Source organism: Paenibacillus sp. RC67, assembly GCF_030020805.1.
Taxonomy (GTDB): domain Bacteria; phylum Bacillota; class Bacilli; order Paenibacillales; family NBRC-103111; genus Paenibacillus_S.
Map to the genome: position 1 here is coordinate 2,126,929 of NZ_CP125098.1, position 19,569 is coordinate 2,146,497.

General features: G+C 47.7%; 12 protein-coding genes. 11 read left to right on the forward strand and 1 reads right to left on the reverse strand.

Features of this window, described 5'->3' with window-relative positions; translation table 11 throughout:
- The first annotated feature begins 10 nt into the window (after positions 1-10).
- The gene (locus QMA13_RS09565) at positions 11-4,303 is read left to right on the forward strand and encodes an Ig-like domain-containing protein (protein WP_282941143.1); all 4,293 of its coding nucleotides are present in this window, start codon (positions 11-13) and stop codon (positions 4,301-4,303) included.
- A 195-nt stretch (positions 4,304-4,498) separates the two neighbouring features.
- Positions 4,499-5,065: a DNA-3-methyladenine glycosylase I gene (locus tag QMA13_RS09570; protein WP_282941144.1), complete on the forward strand. Its 567-nt coding sequence runs from the start codon at positions 4,499-4,501 to the stop codon at positions 5,063-5,065.
- Positions 5,066-5,140: 75 nt separating this feature from the next.
- On the opposite strand, the gene QMA13_RS09575 is transcribed toward QMA13_RS09570, so the two are convergent.
- Positions 5,141-6,256 carry a YheC/YheD family endospore coat-associated protein gene (locus tag QMA13_RS09575; protein WP_282941145.1) on the reverse strand — a complete coding sequence of 372 codons (1,116 nt, stop codon included), beginning with the start codon at positions 6,254-6,256 and terminating at the stop codon, positions 5,141-5,143.
- Positions 6,257-6,498: 242 nt separating this feature from the next.
- On the opposite strand from QMA13_RS09575, the gene QMA13_RS09580 reads away from it, so the two are divergent.
- From QMA13_RS09580 to QMA13_RS09620, 9 genes are all read left to right on the forward strand, one after another.
- Positions 6,499-7,662, forward strand: a complete 1,164-nt coding sequence (locus tag QMA13_RS09580) for a glycosyltransferase family 4 protein (protein WP_282941146.1) — start codon at positions 6,499-6,501, stop codon at positions 7,660-7,662.
- Between the two features lie 179 nt (positions 7,663-7,841).
- Positions 7,842-8,492, forward strand: coding sequence for a chromate transporter (locus QMA13_RS09585; RefSeq protein ID WP_282941147.1), 651 nt, complete (start codon positions 7,842-7,844; stop codon positions 8,490-8,492).
- Between the two features lie 32 nt (positions 8,493-8,524).
- Entirely contained in the window at positions 8,525-9,067 is a 543-nt protein-coding gene (locus tag QMA13_RS09590) for a chromate transporter (RefSeq protein WP_282941148.1), read from the forward strand.
- A gap of 171 nt (positions 9,068-9,238) precedes the next feature.
- Positions 9,239-10,240, forward strand: a complete 1,002-nt coding sequence (locus tag QMA13_RS09595; protein ID WP_282941149.1) for a phosphotransferase — start codon at positions 9,239-9,241, stop codon at positions 10,238-10,240.
- A 15-nt stretch (positions 10,241-10,255) separates the two neighbouring features.
- The gene (locus QMA13_RS09600; protein WP_282941150.1) at positions 10,256-11,158 is read left to right on the forward strand and encodes an aminoglycoside phosphotransferase family protein; all 903 of its coding nucleotides are present in this window, start codon (positions 10,256-10,258) and stop codon (positions 11,156-11,158) included.
- Between the two features lie 150 nt (positions 11,159-11,308).
- A complete protein-coding gene (locus QMA13_RS09605) occupies positions 11,309-12,805 on the forward strand; it encodes a UDP-N-acetylmuramoyl-L-alanyl-D-glutamate--2,6-diaminopimelate ligase (protein WP_282941151.1) in 1,497 nt (498 codons plus the stop codon).
- Positions 12,806-12,831: 26 nt separating this feature from the next.
- On the forward strand, positions 12,832-14,214 hold the full coding sequence (locus QMA13_RS09610) for a UDP-N-acetylmuramoyl-tripeptide--D-alanyl-D-alanine ligase (protein ID WP_282941152.1): 1,383 nt from the start codon (positions 12,832-12,834) through the stop codon (positions 14,212-14,214).
- A 173-nt stretch (positions 14,215-14,387) separates the two neighbouring features.
- A complete protein-coding gene (locus QMA13_RS09615) occupies positions 14,388-15,776 on the forward strand; it encodes a hypothetical protein (RefSeq protein WP_282941153.1) in 1,389 nt (462 codons plus the stop codon).
- Positions 15,773-19,234 (forward strand): WIAG-tail domain, encoded by a 3,462-nt coding sequence (locus QMA13_RS09620; protein ID WP_282941154.1) that lies wholly within the window; start codon positions 15,773-15,775, stop codon positions 19,232-19,234. The genes QMA13_RS09615 and QMA13_RS09620 overlap by 4 nt, the downstream gene beginning before the upstream one ends.
- The last annotated feature ends 335 nt before the right edge of the window (positions 19,235-19,569 follow it).

Below are 19,569 nucleotides of genomic sequence, written 5' to 3' on the forward strand. Positions count from 1 at the left end.
GGTAACTTTATTGAAAATAAGAAAGCTGCTCTGCTCATCCTTGTTATCTGTCGTAATCCTTGCTTCATCCATTCCGGCCTATGCTGCTGATGCACAGAACTCCAGCTCGGCGCTGCCTGCATTTCCGGGAGCCGAAGGGGGAGGCATGTACACGACAGGCGGCCGCGGGGGAACGGTGTACGAGGTCACGAATTTGAACGACTCCGGTCCTGGCTCTCTGAGGGATGCGGTAAGTCAAAGCAACCGGATGATCGTGTTCAGGGTATCGGGAAATATTCAACTCGCATCGTCGCTCAACATTACTGGCTCCAATCTGACGATAGCCGGGCAAACTGCGCCTGGTGACGGGATTAGCATTAACAATTATTCGGTCTATGTGAAAGCGGATAATATCATTATGCGTTATTTACGTTTTCGTATGGGAGATGAATCTCCGGCAGAGGGGGATTCGATGTCGATAGATGGTCGCAAAAATATTATCATCGACCACTGCTCGTTCGAATGGGCCATCGATGAAGTACTGTCGCCGCAGACGACCGACAATCTATCTGTACAATGGTCCATCATTGGTGAAGCCTTGCACATGTCCAAGCATGAAAAGGGTCGCCATGGCTTCGGTGGCTTGTGGGGAGCTGGGAATACATCCTATCATCATAATTTACTGGTTCATAACAGCAGTCGTAATCCAAGATTTAAAGGCAGAACGGAAGAGGATAAAAGAAGTCTGGATTATCGTAACAATGTCGTCTACAACTGGAACTACAAAACCGCATACGGCGGCGGCAGCGCCAATGTGAACATGATTAACAATTACAATAAATACGGTCCAGACACAGATCTGACGAAAAGAGATTTGGTGTTAGATGAGCTAGGCTTGAATGGCCAATGGTACATTGATGGCAATTACATCGATGGTTCGCCAAGCGTAACGACGGATAACTGGCTTGGTGTGCATGATTTTACTCCTACCAATACGAGGCTATACGAGCCGGTACCGGCATTCCCTGTAACGACTCATACGCCTGAGGAGACGTATGAGCTTGTGCTTGCTCAGGCAGGAGCTATCTTGCCTAAACGCGATTCTGTCGACTCCCGTATCATTAATGACGTTCGCAACCGTACTGGCAGACAAATCAACTCACCTGCTGAAGTCGGCGGTTGGCCTATTTTGAACAGCACTCCGGCTCCATTGGATACGGATCATGACGGAATGCCCGATGATTGGGAGCTCGCTCATGGACTAAATCCTAATGATCCTGAGGATCGAAACGGTGATGTTGACGGAGACGGGTATACGAATCTGGAAAAATACCTCAACTCCATAGTTGGCAGCGGATCACAAAATCCGACCGTTCAAATTACGACACCATCGATCAATACGATTACTGACATGGGGACCACGATCACCATCAACGCCCAAGCAGCAGATCCTGATGGCTCCATCAGTAAAGTGGAGTTTTACCGCAACAATATCAAGCTGGGTGAAGATGATACGGCCCCGTACCAATTTACATGGTCAAATGTTCCGGAGGGAACATACTTCCTGGTGGCAAAAGCGATAGATAATTCTGGCACCTCGACGGATTCAGATGCTGTTCCGGTACATATCAATGCATCGGGGGATATCGCTCCTTGGACCGCGGTAGATATCGGGAATCCGGGGCTGCCTGGACATTCAAATCTGAATGACGGCGTGTTCACTGTTAAAAGCTCAGGCAACGTTTCGCGAAATCCGGAATCGTTTCAATTCGCCTATCAAAAGCTGAATGGCGACGGACAACTGGTCGCCCGAATAGATAAAATAACCCATACGACTCCATTGGCTAAAGCAGGAGTCATGATCCGTGAAAACCTGACACCAGGGGCGCGAATGGGCTTAATGGGATTGGCGGTAAGGGGAGACGGACACGTTGCTGAATTTTACAGCAGGGAAACCGAGGGAGCTGACACTCTTGAAACTCCGCCGCTGCCTTCCATTAATCCACCGTATTACATGAAGATCGTCAAGTTCGGTGGAACCGTTACGGGTTACATTTCTCAAGAGGGAACGAATTGGTCGTCTATCGGTTCGATGCCTTTTGATGCCAATGAAGTGTACATTGGTTTGATGGCTGATGCGGCCAAGGAAAACAATTTAATTGAAAACTACAATAAATCACTCTTTTCTCAAGTGAAATTCGAAACTATTGCTCCTGTGCCTTATCGTCCTACCGGAGTAGCGGTATCACGCGGAACCTCGGATTTGCTTGTATCCTGGTCACCGGCAGAGAGAGCAACGAGCTACCAGGTCAAACGAAGCCTGACACCAGGAGGGCCTTATACGACAGTAGCAACGGTTTCATCCAATGAATATTTGGATACTCAGGTTGAAGCGGGTGTGAATTATTTTTATGTGATCAAAGCGGCGAATGCTGCGGGGGAAAGTCTCGAATATTCTGAGGAACGTAACGGGGCTCTGCTTGGGACACCGGCTGAGGTTATTCTCATCCACGACGATTTTGAAAGTTTGACGGTAGGCTCCCAACCGGAAGGGTACGATAGTCGGCCGATTCCGGGAACCGACGAAAATCATATTTTGGTAGATGAAGTGCCAAGCTCGCCAGCAGGCAATGATTCGGGCAAGCTGCTTAATTTGTACGACGACAGCGCGAGTCAAACGCGGGCTTCCAAAGCATTCCCTGCACAGCAAGGAACTGTTATTGCGGAAGTGGACGTGATGCAAACGGCAGGGGCTGATTATCCAAGGGTACTGCGATTGCTCGATACGGCCTTCGGTAAGCAATACGTCGAGATTTTCTCGGGTTATGGAGCGGGTTGTCCAACTTCTTATTGCTTCTATTACCGCAACACGGACACTAGCAATGGTAAGGCGGTTCCACTGCCTACCAACAATGAATTTAAACCAAATACATGGTATCACGTTAAGGTCGTAGCGGATATCAAGACGCAAATGGCCGAGGTATTCATTAACGGAGTTACAACGGGAACGATCCCATTCCATAAGGACAAAGGCTGGCCGGATGCCGCGAAGCTAAGCGCGATTGATTTCTTGTCCTCTGCCAAAGACAAAGTAAACGAATATATCGATAACGTTCGAATTGGCGTTCCGGCGATGGGAGCACCAACTGGAGTAACGGCAGCCGTATATGGAAATTCAGCACAGATTAGTTGGTCGGCTTTACCGGGAGCAACCTCCTATAATTTGTACCGCAGCGAAGGGGATAACGGCAGGTTTAAGTGGATCGCATCCACCCAAGCGGATTTAAGCTATATGGATAAAGGCTTAACGTATGACACTACGTATAAGTACGCTGTGGCAGCAGTGAACAATAAGATAGAGGGCGATTATGCTGCTCCCGTATCAGTAACCCCTTCAGGCCCATTGGTCATTCATCTGGATCAACAAAGCGGTTCCGTAACTCAAGCGACTTATGGAATCTCTGGCAGCGTAAGTCGTGCGGCTTCTGTAAAGGTGAATGGAAATGCGGTGCCTTTAGGTGCTGATTTGAAGTTTTCGACAACCGTAAATCTGAATCAAGGCAGCAATTCAATAAAGGTAGAAGCGGTCGATTCGACAGGAACGCCGGCAGAACCCGTTTCCCTAATGTTGTTTGTAGACTCGATCGTACCGGAGCTAAGACTCAATCAGTCCAATGTCTCTGTTTCTACTGCTGTGTATTCGATCTCGGGGACGATCAGTGAGCCGGGGAGAGTATACATTAACGGAAAAGAAGCTGCGGTCAATTCAAATTTAACATTTAACCAAATGGTGAATCTGGTCAAAGGTATAAACGAATTTATAGTAACAGCCGTAGATACTTTAGGTAACAATGCCGAGCCTAAGAAAGTGACAATTACGTATGATACGGTGAAACCTGTCGTGACTATCGACAATCCTCAAGGCAGTCATGGCAACGGCAAGGATGATCAGGTTGAGGTAGGAAACTACACCATCACGGGTAAAATTAGTGAACCGGGAACCGTCACGGCTAACGGATATGTGGCTAAAGTGAATGCAAACCTGACTTACTCCGTAGTCGTGCCTTTGAAACAAGGAAGAAATCGAATTGTCGTGGAGGCTATCGATTTGGCTGGCAACCGCTCGGATCCAATCACTTGGGAGGTTGTTGCTAATAAAAAGGGTAACAATAACGGGCATGATGATGGAAACCATGGTGGAGATGGTAACGGAAACCACGGTGATAATGACAGTGGAGATCATGGTGGCAATGAAAATGGAAACCACGGGGGTAATGGCAATCACGACCCCAAAGATGATGGACATTCCAACGGGCGTAACTAAGAACTAATAAAAGGGGGCTGTGCAGGCAGCCCCCTTTTTTGCGTTCATGTAAGAAGCAAAAAATATCTTGATCGGTTTGATCCAAATGGGAGCTAAATAACCAAGCTCACCCTTTAAATGTTATATTATAATGGGGCGAACACTTGTCCGGTTTTTTGTGGTATGATGGAAGTAACATATGAACTGGAGGCTGACATGGAGGAAATTAGGCGATGTGGATGGGTAAATCAAGATCCACTATATAAAGATTATCATGATAAAGAATGGGGCATCCCTGTTCATGAAGAACAGAAGCTGTTTGAGATGCTTGTACTCGAAGGAGCGCAAGCCGGACTAAGCTGGTATACAGTGCTGAAGAAACGGGATAATTACCGTCTTGCGTTCGATGGATTCGATCCGGTAAAGGTCGCTCGTTATGATGAAGCTAAAGTGGCAGAGCTGTTGTCTAACGAAGGGATCATTCGCAATAGGTTAAAGGTGCAGGCAGCTATAGCGAATGCGCAAGCTTTTTTGAAGGTTCAGGAGCAGTTCGGGAGCTTCGATGCGTATATTTGGCAGTTTGTTGGCGGCAGCCCAATACAAAATCATTGGACAACATTAAGTGAAGTGCCTGCCAGCACCCCACAATCCGATGCCATGAGCAAGGACCTGAAGAAGCGAGGCTTTAAGTTTGTCGGAACGACTATATGCTACGCTTTTATGCAGGCGACGGGAATGGTGAATGATCATATCGTGGATTGCATTTCGTATCACCAAGCATAATCCGGTGGTGTGGCAGTCATTTAGTCATTAAGGAAATGAGATTTGTTAAGAAGTGTATCGGAGAGCGGCCTGAAACTAAGGGCCGCTCTCTACTGTCATTATGCAGTTATCGAGCAAGTATTTCGAATAGGCGATCGGGTTATAAAAAGAGGCTCTCCACTCTTCTAACAAGCCGGCTTCCCGTAAACTGTAGCGCTGATCTTTTCCGTTGCATTCAATAAAAAGAGGAAATCCTTCCGTCGTTATCCCAATATCCAGTCCCAGATCGGCCATGTGAGGCAGACAGGTGCCTAACTGTTTGGCGATCCGAAGAGAGAAGCTGTGGATCGATTCGATAATCCCATCATGCGGGAGGTAGGAGTATTCTTCAGCTAATATCGGTTGAAGCTGGTGCACAGATCCGCCTTGCGCCACATTCGTTAAAAATCGGTTTGCCGCAGCAACCTTGACTACTAGGCCGGTTACCTGCCACTCGCCCGTTCCATCTCGCTGGACGGAGACGCGCATGTCGAAGGGCTTACCTTGATAGGTGGCCAACGGTAGGTGCTGCTGGACGATATATTTCATCTTACGGAATCTTTGCTTTAGAAAAGAGGGGAGTCGTGGACCTTTGAACTTCAGGTTCAGCCACTTTTTATTATGAACGCCCAAACTTGCCGGATAAGTAAGCTTCCAGCCATCGCCTGCTCGCTGCAGCAACATGACACCACGCCCGACGCTGCTGCGGTCAGGCTTAATAATCATCTTATCATACTGCTCCATCATAATATTTATATTAGCCTCTGTTGCTTCGAATGTTCCTGGAAGATGAGGTCTTAGAGATTCATCATTCATGAGAAGCTGATGAGTTTCCAGCTTACCGTAGCGATTCCATTGGTTGAATAATTGGGTTCCGCTGTAAACCCAAGAGGATAATTCGTTGTGCTCTCGCTGTCCTGGATAAATCGCACGATTATGGATGACAAGCGGCATCGGAATGGTTTTTCGGATAAAACGGCCGTTTTCCTTCACAAACGCTTTGATGCACGGATTACCGGATCGGACATCCTGTATGCGGAAAAAGCAGGGGGTTAGACCGTATTTCGCGCCTGCTTCCACATAAAAACCTACAGCTTCGTATTTTGTTCCTCCAGTTGAGAGACGACTGTACAATTTATCGTTAATAAGAATACCTACATAGGATGGCTGCATGAACTCACTCCTTTTCCCTCACAAACTGGCCTTGCCCCAACGGAGTCATGGTACAGCATATGCTGTAGCGATCTATTCAGTATGGACAGGTGCGGTGGGCATTGATTGAACCTTGGGGCGCCTGTCCCTTCCTCCTCTCTTTCTATTGGCAAAAAAGGGATGATCTGTACCTGGGTTGTTCCGCACCCTTACCTGTTTGAATATATTGCAGGATAAGCAGTTTATTCGGAGGAGGCGGCAGCATGGATCGTCCTGTAATCGCTATCGTGTCACCGGGTTCGTTTGTTATTCCTTCAGCGGAGAGCAGCTCAGTGGAGCTTGTGATCGAACAGGTCGCCAAGCGATTGACGCAAGAAGTAGGTCCGGTTGTTTTTGGCAAAATAACCAAAGGATATCCCCGAAAAGAGGTTATCGACGGGGTTCGCTATGTTAGGGTTGGAGCCACTTCTCAGCAATCCTATATCCGACAAGTGGCACGAAAGCTGGTTCATTACCGTCCTCAAGTGATTCAGGTTGAAAACCGGCCAAGATTCGTTCGGCATCTCCGTCGAATGTTTCCTAAGGCCAGGTTATGGCTTGTGCTTCATTCTCTTACATTCGTATCGAAGCCACATATCGGCAAAGCGGAGCTGCGGGCTTGTTTGGCTGCGGCAGATAGAATCATCGTGAACAGCGAATTTATTAAGGAACAGATGATTCTCATGGTTCCTAAAACGAGGCGAAAGCTAATAGTAAATCATCTTGGGGTGGACATGGATAGCTTTGTATCGCGTTGGTCGTATGAGGGACTATCCGAACGTGAGGAAATGCTTCAGAGGCTAGGGCTGACCGGCAAAAAAATCATTTTATACGTAGGAAGGCTGATTGAAATCAAAGGAGTCCATCATTTGCTGCAAGCGATGCCGCAAATTGCCGCACAAGTGCCTGATGCCATGCTGCTGGTTATTGGGAGTGCTCATTATGGTTCCGATCGAGTGACTGAGTATGTTCAAGACTTGTACCAATTGGGTAATGCGATGCCTCAGCACGTTCGCTTCATACCCTATGTTCCTCATACCGAAATTTCATCCTGGTATCGCTTGGCTGACGTATTGGTCGTACCGTCGGATAACAAAGAAGCCTTTGGTCTTGTCAATGTAGAGGCAATGGCTGCAGGTGTGCCGGTAGTGGCAACGAGGGCTGGGGGGATGAAGGAAATCATTGAGCATGGGGAGACTGGATATTTAATCGACGTTCCTTTATTAAGCAAGGAGCTTTCGTTATGGATTTGCACACTTTTGACCGATGATGATTTGTCTCAAAAGATGGGCGGCGCTAGTATTAACAGGGTGAAAGAAAGGTTTACATGGGATCATACGGCTCTTAGGTGGCTGGATGTATATCGAAAAACAAAAAAACTAAAATGAATTTAAGTTAGAAATTAATTCATAGTATTCCGCTGAATAAAGAGGCTTATTCGGCCTTTTTTCTTTATAAATGAACTTATCTAGAAGAATAAATAACTTTTATGCTAAAGTTTATTCCAAAAAGATAATAAGTAGTTTATAATGAAGTTATAAAGGTTCGGACAGGGGGATGCTTCATCATGAAAAGGGGAGAAAAAGGAAAGGCGTCTTTACTGTGGGAATTGTTTTGGTCCTTTTGTAAAATCAGTCCGATTACGTTCGGCGGCGGCTATGCGATGATTCCAGCCATAGAGAAAGAGATCGTAGAACAGCGCCAATGGATGGACGCTGACGAAATTAGCGGGGCATTATCTATTGCAGGTTCCGCACCTGGCGGAATTGGTGTGAATGCGGCAACACTCATCGGATATCGATTGGCTGGGATTAAAGGCGCCATTGCAGCCGTTATGGGAATATCATTGCCTACGTTTGTCATTATGCTCATTTTAACTATAGGATATTCTGCAGTACAAGATTCGAAGAAGGTAGCGGCTGCATTTGAAGGAATTCATGCAGCGGTGGTGGCGTTCATTGCAGTAGCCGGATGGCGGATGTGGAGATCTGCCGTTCATGATAAGACGACACTCCTCATTATTTTGGGTGCGTTGGCTGCATTGATGTTCTCAGGCGTTCATCCGGCCATATTGCTGTTGATTGGAACGCTGGTAGGGGTCATTGCGTTTAAATGGAAGGAAAAACTTGGAGCCGTCGTGGCAGCAGATGCTAAAAAACAGGAAATCCCGACTCCCGCACCGGCAGCCGGTCAATATATTTGGGGTGACGGAATATGATTGGACGGATTGCGGAAAGGGGGCAATAACACATGCTTCTTGCATTATTTTTTACATTTTTCAAAATAGGACTGGTTTCCTTCGGCGGCGGTTATGCCATTCTTTCTGTCATAGAGCATGAGGTTGTATTGAGTCATAGCTGGATGACTCCGGAGCGCTTTGCCGATGCGGTTTCGTTGGCGGGCATGTCACCAGGTCCAATCGCTACGAACAGCGCAGTGCTTGTAGGGTTCAATACGGCAGGGCTGCCCGGGGCTATCATATCCGTTATCGGAATGATTCTTCCTTCTTTCCTTATTATTATTGTACTGGCCTTGTTCTTTTATAAAAAAGGAAATAACAGCTTTATGCAGACGATTTTTTACGGCTTGAAGCCGATGGTCGCAGCTATGGTTGTATTTGCAGCTTACCGCGTAGGGGTGAACGGACAAACGCTGCTTGGCCTTAACGGCCACACGCTGGCTCAAATCATTATTTTTGCGTTAGCGGTTATAGGTATCGTGAAATACCGGCTTCATCCTCTGGTGGTGCTATCCGTCTCGGCACTGATGGGAACGGCCTTTTTTTACCAATAAATAGATTGAAAGAAGAGCTTTGCATGGTTAAAACCGTGCAAGCTCTTTTTTTTATTCACAATATTTCCGTGACATTCGTTTCATTATAGTCTGCTGCCCGTTGCTGTCTATTTATACCGGAATAAAATAACGTATAAATGCCTGTATAGATTTGGAGTGAACACGAACAACATGATGATACGTATGGGGAAAACGTTTAGAAAGCTGGCACGAAGCTATGATTTACAGTTGAAGAACATCGAATCTTATGATTCGGTTTACAAGAAGAACGTTGCTTTTCGAGCGGAAACGGATCAGGGAGATTACTTGATTAAACCTTACGTAAAGCCTTTTCTTGAGCCTACTCGGCATTTGAGGCAGCTGACGAAAAGCATAGAGCATTTGATGGCTCTTGGCTACCCGCAAATGCCTAAGTGGAGGTTAACTAAAAGAGGCAAAATATGGAAGATTTATAAAGGCAAAAGGTATTATGTAACGCAATGGGTGCAAGGAAGAGAATTGCAAAGCGAGCGGGATTACGAGGAATTGGGCAATTCAGTAGCCCATCTTCATTCGCTGACCAAAGGATTACCCGGTGGAGACCTTACTCTCAGCAGCACACGTGCGCGTATTAGACTTTTGAAGTTACACTACCAACATTTTCAGCAGCAATTGAAGCCGTGTCAGCAGAGACCAGATCCTATTGGCAGATGGTTTAGGAGGCACGGGGAACAGTGTGCGGAATTAGCCGAAGAAGCGTGGTACCGCATTCGTAAGCATGATATGAAGCCTTTATGGCGAGAGGAGCGTGCTGCTCCGTCTATAGTGCATGGAGATATAACAGTGCCGAATGTTATTATTTGCCCGGATGGATTGTACTTGGTGGATTGGGATCGCTCGGGCTGGGGATCGACTTACGAGGAACTAGTCAAGCTGCTGCTGAATACGACGAATTATCAACAGGATAAGATGAAAGCTGTTCTTAGTGGTTATGAATTCATTAAACCGCTGCAGCCGATTGAACGCATATTGATTGGCGCGTTATACAGGGTGCCTCGTGAGGCTCTGTACGTTGTCCAAAGAATTACAAAAGGTAAATCATCAGGTTCCTTCAAAATATTAAAGGAAACCTGGAAGGAACGACTGGAAGCGATTCGCTGGATCGACCAATGGGTGGCTGACAAAAACAGGTGAAAGGAAGAAAACGGCATGTCCTTTTGGCGGGAGCTGGAGGCAAGGTACGGAATCCAAATTGTGAAAAAGTACAAAATCCGCGACGTGTACCATTTAAAAACGATGTCTCATGGACATCTTTGTTTAAAATTTTATGAGATTCCTGAAGACGAGCTGCGTTTTATTAGTCAGGTTTTCCTCCAATTATCAGCGGCGGGATTCGAAAAAAGCCCTACATTGCTTTCAACACTAGATCAAGCATTTTGGATAGCAAGGGGTTCTGCTTATGGTATGATAACCAATTGGGCTGTTGGCAGACAGCCTGATTTAACATCCAGATCCGATTTCAAAAAGACGGTACGTACTTTAGCAAAGTTTCACAGGGTTTCGATAGGATTTCCGGAGGGAGAAGTGCCAGAAGCAAGAGTCCGATATAGCAAAATGGGTGAACAAATTGCAGAGTATAAAGAGGTACTACTTCCTTACAAAGGGTTGGAACGGTTGACGTCGATTTGTGACATTGTATTATCTGATTTGCAGCAGCCTGGGATTGTTAAAGGAATTGAGAAGGAGCAGTCGCTGCGAACGTTCGTTCACGGAGATTACAACTACCCTAATTTGGTGAAAAATAGTGCGGGTAAAATTCAAATGATCGATTTTGAAAATACCTCACTGCATATTCGGGTGCAGGATTTGGCGCATTTATTGCATAGAAATTTTCCTTGGCAGGGGGAAACGATGATCCGGTGGGTCGAGTATTATGACAGTAAACGGACATTATCGAAGGGAGAAAAGCTGCTGCTTCGACTGTTGCTGCTCGTTCCTTATCCTGTTGTAAGGTCACTGCGTCGAAATAAACATTTAAACCGATTGGATCCGCCGTTGCCGTCGGCTGAGCAATTCAGACAATACGTTCATGATTTAAAAGACTTGCTGTAGGGACGCTCGATGTTAGTTCGAGCGTTTTTTGGCTTGTGAGCACATCATTCTGACGTTTGAATAACGGCTGCATCATTTTCCGCATGTTCATAAATATTTGGATTAAGATGGTAATACAATGTGGTATTCCATCTATGGGAGGCATAGAAGATGCAGTTAAAAGAGTTAACGGATCATTTACTTGACGTCCTTCATATTGAAGGAGATAGCACGGTCTGGATTTCCGGTATCCAAATGGATTCAAGACGAGTTAGTCCGGGAGAAATCTTCGTTTGCATTCCTGGAATCGATGGTATTTTGGAGGACCGCCACCCGTATGCCCAGGATGCTGTATCCAAAGGAGCGGCGGCGCTTGTTGTGGAGAGGGAGGTGGAAGCAGATGAAGCCATCCCCCGAGTGTATGTGAAAGATGCGCGATATGCTTTGGCTACCTTATCGGCGCGTTATTATGGCTACCCAAGCAGCCGCATGAAAGTAATAGGAATTACGGGAACGAACGGCAAGACAACGACTAGCTATCTGATCGATCACTTGCTCCGACATCAAGGCTTAACAACAGGTTTAATGGGAAGTATAGTGACTCGAATCGGGAATGAAGATTTGTCTTTCGCAATCAATACTCAGGATCCTCCCGATTTGCAGCGTAACTTTCGTAAGATGGCCGACCTGCTTACGGATTATTGCGTGATGGAAGTGAGCTCTCAAGGGCTGGATATGGGCAGAGTGATTGGGACACGTTTCCGTACAGCTGTTTTTACAAATTTGACCCAGGATCACTTGGATTACCATCTTACGATGGATGCTTATAGGGAGGTCAAAGGAAGGTTATTCGCTAGGCTTGGTAACGCTTCTGACACTGAAGCGGCGTTCGCGGTGCTTAATGCGGATGACGAGGCTTCAGAGTATTTTCGCAGACAGACTGCCGCTCAGGTGATTACATACGGAATAAAGCAGGAAGCTGATGTGACGGCAAGCCATATACGGTTGACGGCCAAAGGGACGGAATGTGTAGTTTCTTTTCGCGGGCAAAGAGAGAAGGTTCTACTACCTTTAGTCGGACTATTTAATTTATATAATATGCTGGCCGCGTTTGCTTCTCTATTAGTAGAAAGAATCCCTCTTCAATCGTTGGCTGAAGGTATTGAGAATATGAAGTCTGTAAGAGGACGGATGGAGGCGGTTAACGCGGGGCAAGATTTCTCCGTATTGATCGACTATGCGCATACGCCAGATGGGTTGGAGGAAGCGTTGAAAACCATTAAAGAGTTTACTCGCGGCAGATTGATTGTTGTATTCGGCTGCGGAGGCGATAGAGACCGAACCAAACGTCCTGTCATGGGATCTATTGCTGCACAGTATTGTGACAGAGTCTTCTTAACTTCAGATAATCCGAGGCATGAGAATCCGGATACCATTATGCTGGATATTCGGAAGGGAATGCAGCAAGTCGGATACGCTGAGGACCGCTGCGAGATGATTTCAGACAGGAAAGATGGAATTCGCCGAGCTATTCAATGTGCTGCTTCCGATGACGTCGTCGTCATTGCAGGAAAAGGACATGAAACCTATCAAATAATCGGTGGTGTCAGTTATCCATTTGATGACCGCCAAGTGGTTTTGGAAGCGCTGGCTGAGAAAGGCGTGTAAATATTGAACGTTAAGGAGGTCAGGGCATGATTCATCGAAAGTTAAATGAGATAGAAAGGATGACGCAGGGATGGGGATTATTGGAGGAGCACTGGGATCTGGAGATCTATGGTGTATCAATCGATTCCCGTACCTTGCGGCCCGGCAGCTTGTTTACCCCAATTATAAGAGAGAAGGATGGCCACCATTATATTCACAATGCAATAGTCAATGGAGCTGCGGCTTGCCTGTGGCAAAACGACCATGGGAATCCGCCAGTGGGTATTCCTGTCATTTATGTTGAAAATACGTTCGATGCTTTGCATCGACTGGCTGGAGAGTACCGCCGTCAGCTTAAGGTGAGAACAGTAGGGATAACAGGCAGCAATGGCAAAACGACAACGAAGGATTGGACGTCCTCGCTCCTAGCTACTACTTATAAAGTCCAATACTCGGAAGGAAATATGAATAATCATTTCGGAGTTCCGCTTACTCTGCTGGACCTGAAGGAAGATACGGAAATTGCCGTACTTGAAATGGGGATGAGCGGGCTGGGTGAAATCGATCAGCTATCCCGGCTTGGCCGCCCGGAGGTTGCCGTCATTACGTTAATAGGTGAGTCGCACTTAGCGGAGCTAGGTTCGAGAGAAGCTATCATTCAGGCTAAGCTGGAAATATGTAATGGAATGGAAGCTGCGGGTACGCTGATTATCAATGGGGATGATCCCATGCTTGAGGATGCTGTTAAGCATAAATTGTTAAACCAAACGATTAGAACCATTCGGTTCGGCACAGCTGCTCAGAACGATTATTATCCGCTCTCGGTGTCGCTAGGATCACAAGAGACGCATTTTACTTGTCATCCGCGCCCTGAAATCCATTATTCGCTTGGATTATCGGGAAAGCATTACGTATCCAATGCGCTTGCAGCTCTTGCTGTTGCCGATTATTTCGGTGTCCCAGCTGAGAAAACGGAGAAAGGCTTGCGAGAAGCGATTTTATCCGGAATGCGCATGGAAGTGTCAAGCAGTGGTAGCGGATTCACTTGGATTAACGATTCGTTCAATGCCAGTCCCACTTCCGTTAAGGCGGCATTAGCTTTTTTTCAAGAGCTGGAAGGGTATAGGAACAAACTATTGGTTCTTGGCGATATGCTGAATCTGGGTGACAAGGAGATAGAATACCATCGTCAGATTGGAGAGCTGCTGAATGCTGAAGCTGTGGATTACGTGCTTACTTTAGGGCGATTATCGGCGGAGATTGCGCAGGTCGCCTCCAGAACATTTCCATTGGGCCATGTCAGAGCTTATGAGCATAAGGAGGAATTGGCGAAAGATATCCGCTCATTAGCTGGACCTGGGGATGTGGTATTCATTAAAGGTTCTCGCGGCATGATGATGGAACAATTAATTCCGATGGTAGGCGGATAATATGGCTAGATTAGCCTAATTTATAGAAAAAAGTGATTGGGTTAGAGCCTATTTTTACATAAGGTAATGACTTCCTTCTAGGTGAATGCATATGTTACAAAAGACTACAATATGGTCCACAGTCTATTGTAAAAGCAATTCACAGGTGAACCATCACGGGGAGGAAGTGCAAAATGAAGAAACGCAGCGGCCGTAATGTCGCCAAAATCACCCCGCTAGGCGGCAGGCGGAGCGATCAGTTTAATGAACTGAAATGGCTGGACGAGGTTCAAACTAGAGATAAGGTAGTTAAACCCAACCGGGATGAAACCGGAGATGTGACTATTAGTCATTTAACATTACAGGAGAAAGATGAGACTGACGCTCATTCAGAGAAGCTAGAGAAGGAGACGGAGTCTGGGGATATCCCTCCTGAAATTGTTGTGAGAGGCGAGCAGAAGCCTAAAGAAGCAGTGGTGAAACCGTCAACGGTTCTTAAAAACATCATGGTCCAACCTATGCTGCAGCAGAGAAAACAAGCATCTCCCAGCAGTCCTGTCGTTTATACAGACGATCTTGCTGATGAAGCCGTCACACAGGAGAAAATTGCCCGCAACGCGGTTGATAGCAGCAAAATCAAGCGCGGTGCAATAACGCAAGAACAGCTTGCAGACTATGCTGTGAGTGCATCAAAGCTTGGAGATCGCAGCGTGACACAACAAAAGCTTGGTGTGAGATCCGTTACAGAGGAGCACATTGCTCCATTCGCCATTTCGGGAGATAAAATCCAAGAAAGAGCAATTAGCGGCGAGAAGCTGCAGGATAACAGCATTACCTCCGACAAGTTGGCTGATAAAACGATCGATGCAATAAAAATAGCTGAAAGGTCTATTCATACCAAACATTTGGCTGAGGAAGCGATTACGGGGGAATTGATTCTCAATCAATCCATCACCTCCGAAAAGATCAAAAGCGGAGCGATTCAGACGACGAATTTGGCCAATTATATCGTAAATACGGCCAAACTTGCAGATTTATCCGTCACAACGGAGAAGCTTCGCGATCAATCCGTCACTGCTGGCAAAATAGCCGATGGCGAGATCGGTTCGCTGAAGCTTGGAAATCAATCAGTAACGGAGGAGAAGATCGCTCCTTGGAGTATAACAAGAGAACATTTGCAATCCTCTGTCATCTTGCATGAGCACTTGTCTAGCGAAATTGTTCACAGCGGCAATATTGCCGCTAAACAAGTGACGTCAGAGCATTTAGCTCCGGAGTCTGTATTCAACGAACATCTGCAGGACGGTGCCGTCAGCTCAGAGAAGTTGGGTAAACAGGTGATTGCAGGTGCACATGTTCAAGATATAACGATTGAAGGAAGGCATTTGCAGTCAAAAAGCATAGAGTCCCGCCATTTGCTGGACGGTTCGGTAACGGCTGCCAAGCTGGCGGAACATAGCGTAGGGACGCAGCAGCTTTGCGACGGTTCGATCCATACTTTAAAGCTGATTGATGCGGCAGTCACATCCACAAAGATCGCCAAAAGATCGGTAGCCTCCGAGCATTTGTCAGGGGGGCAGTGAGAAGCTCTCATTTGGCTGAAAAGGCGGTTCAATCAAGCCATATTGAAGCTCAAGCTATCGGTAAGGACCATCTTCAGGATCAATCTGTCGTTACATCCAAGCTTCAGGATAAAGCAGTGACTTCCGATAAGCTGGCTTTCGGCTCTATTCAGCATCAGCATATTCAAGATGGTGCGGTATCTTCAGGTCAGATGGCTAACCAAAGTGTGACGACCTCCAAGCTAGCCAGTGAATCCGTATCGACTGACAAGTTGACGAATTTATCCGTAACTACGGCTAAGCTGGCCCACTCGAGCGTCACTAGTGAGAAAATCGGGCGCGAGGCAGTGCTTGGCGAGCATTTGGGAGTAGGTTCCGTCCAATCCGCGAATGTAGCGAAAGCCGCTATCAAAGCTTCACATATTGCAACAGAAGCCATTACTAGAGAAAAGTTATCAGACCGCGCCGTAACTTCGGAGAAGCTTGCTGATAGTGCTGTACTGAGCGAGCATTTGGCTTCAGGAGCTGTGAAATCTTCCCACCTCGTTCCGGGAATTATTGGAACGGTTCACCTTCAGGATCAATCGGTAACAAGTTCTAAACTTGAGCTGGGGGCTGTTGAAACAAGGCATATTAGCGCTGAAGCTGTAGGGAATGATCAACTGGGAAAAGAATCCGTAGGCACGGACCAGCTACAGGAGCAAGCTGTCACAGCATCCAAGCTTGGAGGAGGGGTGATTCAAACCTTCCATCTTGCTGAAGGAGCCGTCGGCAGCGACCAGCTGCAGGAACGATCCATTACCGCAGCTAAGCTTGCAAGAGGCGCAGTAGAAGCGGAGCATTTATCGGAAGGAACGGTAGGTACGGATCAACTGCAGGAGCTGTCGGTAACCAGCACCAAACTAGCTTCTGGTGCGGTAGAAGCCAGACATCTATCCGAGGGAACGGTAGGGACTCAGCAGCTGCAGGATCAGTCAGTAACGAGCTCCAAGCTCGCAACAGGCGCAGTAGAGGCAGTTCATTTATCCGTAGGAACAGTAGGAACCGAGCAATTGCAGGACCACTCCGTCACAGGCTCGAAGTTGGCTTCAGGCTCAGTCGAGTCGACGCATTTGGTCGAAGGCGTAGTGGGAACGAAACAGATGCAGGAGCAATCGGTTACGGGCTCAAAGCTTGCTCTTGGAGCGGTGAAATCGGCTCATCTGGCCGAGGGAGCCGTAGGTAGTGGTGAACTTCGTGAAGAAGCTGTCGGTACGGAGCATTTGCAGGAAGGAGCAGTAACGGGTTCGAAGCTGGCTTTTAATGCTATCAGCTCAAACCATCTGCTAGCGGGAGCAGTAGGCACGAATCAGCTGCAGGAACGGTCGGTAACGGCATCCAAGCTGGAATTAGGCATGGTCGACTCAGCTCACCTAAGGGATGGCGCTATTGGCAGCAAACAATTAAGCGAAGGTTCAGTAGGAAATGTGCAGCTGCTGGATAGCTCGGTGACGGGGTCCAAATTGGCTCCCGGTGCGATCGGTTCGGTGCACATCGCTACAGGAGCAATCGGGAGCGAAGAATTAAGTGAAGGAGCCGTGGGAACGGAGCAGCTGCAGGAGGGTGCCGTCACGGGCTCGAAGCTGGCTGTGGACGCAGTGAACTCGGTGCACATCACAGCTGGGGCTGTAGGGAGCGAGGAGCTTAGCGAAGGAGCGGTCGGCAGAGAGCAACTGCAGGAAGGAGCCGTCACAGGTTCGAAGCTGGCCGAGGGTGCAGTGGAGTCGGTGCACATCACAGCTGGAGCTGTAGGGAGCAGCGAGCTTAGCGATAAAGCTGTCGGTACAGATCAGCTGCAGGAAGGAGCAGTAACGGGTTCGAAGCTTGCGCTGGGCGTTGTGGAATCCCAGCACATCGCTCTTGGAGCAATCGGGACTGAAGAGCTGAGTGAGGGAGCTGTCGGAACGATACATCTGCAAGATGGAGCCATCACAGGGCGGAAGCTCGCGACAGGCGCAGTAGAATCCTTGCACATAGCGTTCGGTGCTGTTGGCAGTGAAGAGCTGAGTGAAGCGGCCGTGGGAACAGAGCAATTGCAGGATGGTGCGGTGACGGGCTCGAAGCTGGCGGCAGGTGCGGTTGAAATGGCGCATATCGCGTCAGGTGCTGTTGGCAGTGAAGAGCTGAGCGAAGGGGCAGTGGGAACAGAGCAGCTGCAGGATGGTTCCATCACGGGGCTGAAGCTGGCAATAGGCGCAGTAGAAACGGTGCACATTGCGGCTGGAGCCGTAGGGAGCGTCGAGCTAGGTGAGGGAGCCGTTGGCAGCGAGCAGTTGCAAGATGCCGCCGTCACGGGCTCGAAGCTGTCGCTTGGCTCAGTGGAGTCGGAGCATCTTGCTGTTGGGGCCGTAGGCGCCGATCAATTGCGTGATAGCGCGGTAACAGCTTCCAAGCTGGCTGTTGGTACTGTGTTTGCGGAGCATGTGACCGGAGGTGCCATCGGCAGCGAGCATATAGCCGCTGAATCGATTGGAACCGAACAGCTGCAGGAAGGCTCCGTGACATCTTCGAAGCTAGCCTCATCCTCGGTCAACGTAGAGCATCTTTCCGTAGGCTCCGTAGGCAGTGAACAAGTAGCTTTGGGTGCAATTAGCACCCAGAACTTGCAGGATCAGTCCGTGACCAGCGCGAAGCTGGGGACGGGTTCAGTAGAGAGCCGACATCTGGCTGTGGAGGCTATAGGAACGGCGAAGCTGCAGGAGCAATCGGTAACGGGCTCGAAGCTGGCGCCAAATGCCGTAGAGAACCGTCACCTTGCGGTTGATTCGGTAACCAGAGCGAAGCTGCAGAACGGTTCTATAACCGGGGACAAAATAGCCTCGGGTGCCGTAACCACAGAGCATCTGAGCAACGATTCTATTGACGGGCTGCACATTAAGCAGGAGTCCATCTCCGGCTATCATTTAATGCCCGGCAGCATTTCGGCTATTCATTTGGAGCCGGGGTTGATTGCTCGATTGTCTGCTTTGACTTCTCCGTTTATAGATAACGTTCCATTCCAATCGGCAGACGAATCCCTAGCTAGTGAAACTCTGCTAGCGCCAGATGCTGCTTCAGACCCATTGACTTCAAATTCCGCAGACAGTGAGCAGCTGCAGTTCTCTTCGATTGAACCAAGGCAGATATCGGAGGAAGTAACCCCGCGGCTGCTGTCACTCCAGCCTGCTCAATCCGTTAAGCAAACAACGACTGTCCAGCATTTCGGTCTTTCTTCATTCGGAATACGTGTTGAGGAGGAGCTTGTGGATGTTGTTGTTGAGTTCGATGAGCCTTTTGACGATGAGAACTATGTCTTGGTTGCAACGACGACGAATCCGTCCTGCTACGCGATCATTCAAGAAAAATGGAGAGACAGCGCGATCTTGCAGATTGTTCGAAGCAAGTATGCGCCTGAGCTGCAAGGGGTTGTCAACTGGATTGCAATCGGAACAAAAGCTTGATGATTTGGTGATAAAAGATATAATGAAGGTAAGGAAGCCGTTCTTAGGAGCGGCTTCTTTGTCTTTTTTATATAAAAGTATTAATGAAGTTCACAGAAATAATTCTTTTCAAAATAGTTCGATCATGGTATTATTTCGTATAGAAATATTTCTTGTACGAAATAGTTTCGGACTAGAATCATTTTTTTTAGTCGGAAGGGGGCTTACATAGCGTGTAGAACAGCCGATTTCGGCATCATCATAAAACACAAACTAAGCTAGCTATCTCATCGAAAAATAAACCGACAAGATCGGGTTTTTCGCCGGGTAATGTTAACAAACCTACCTTGTTCAAC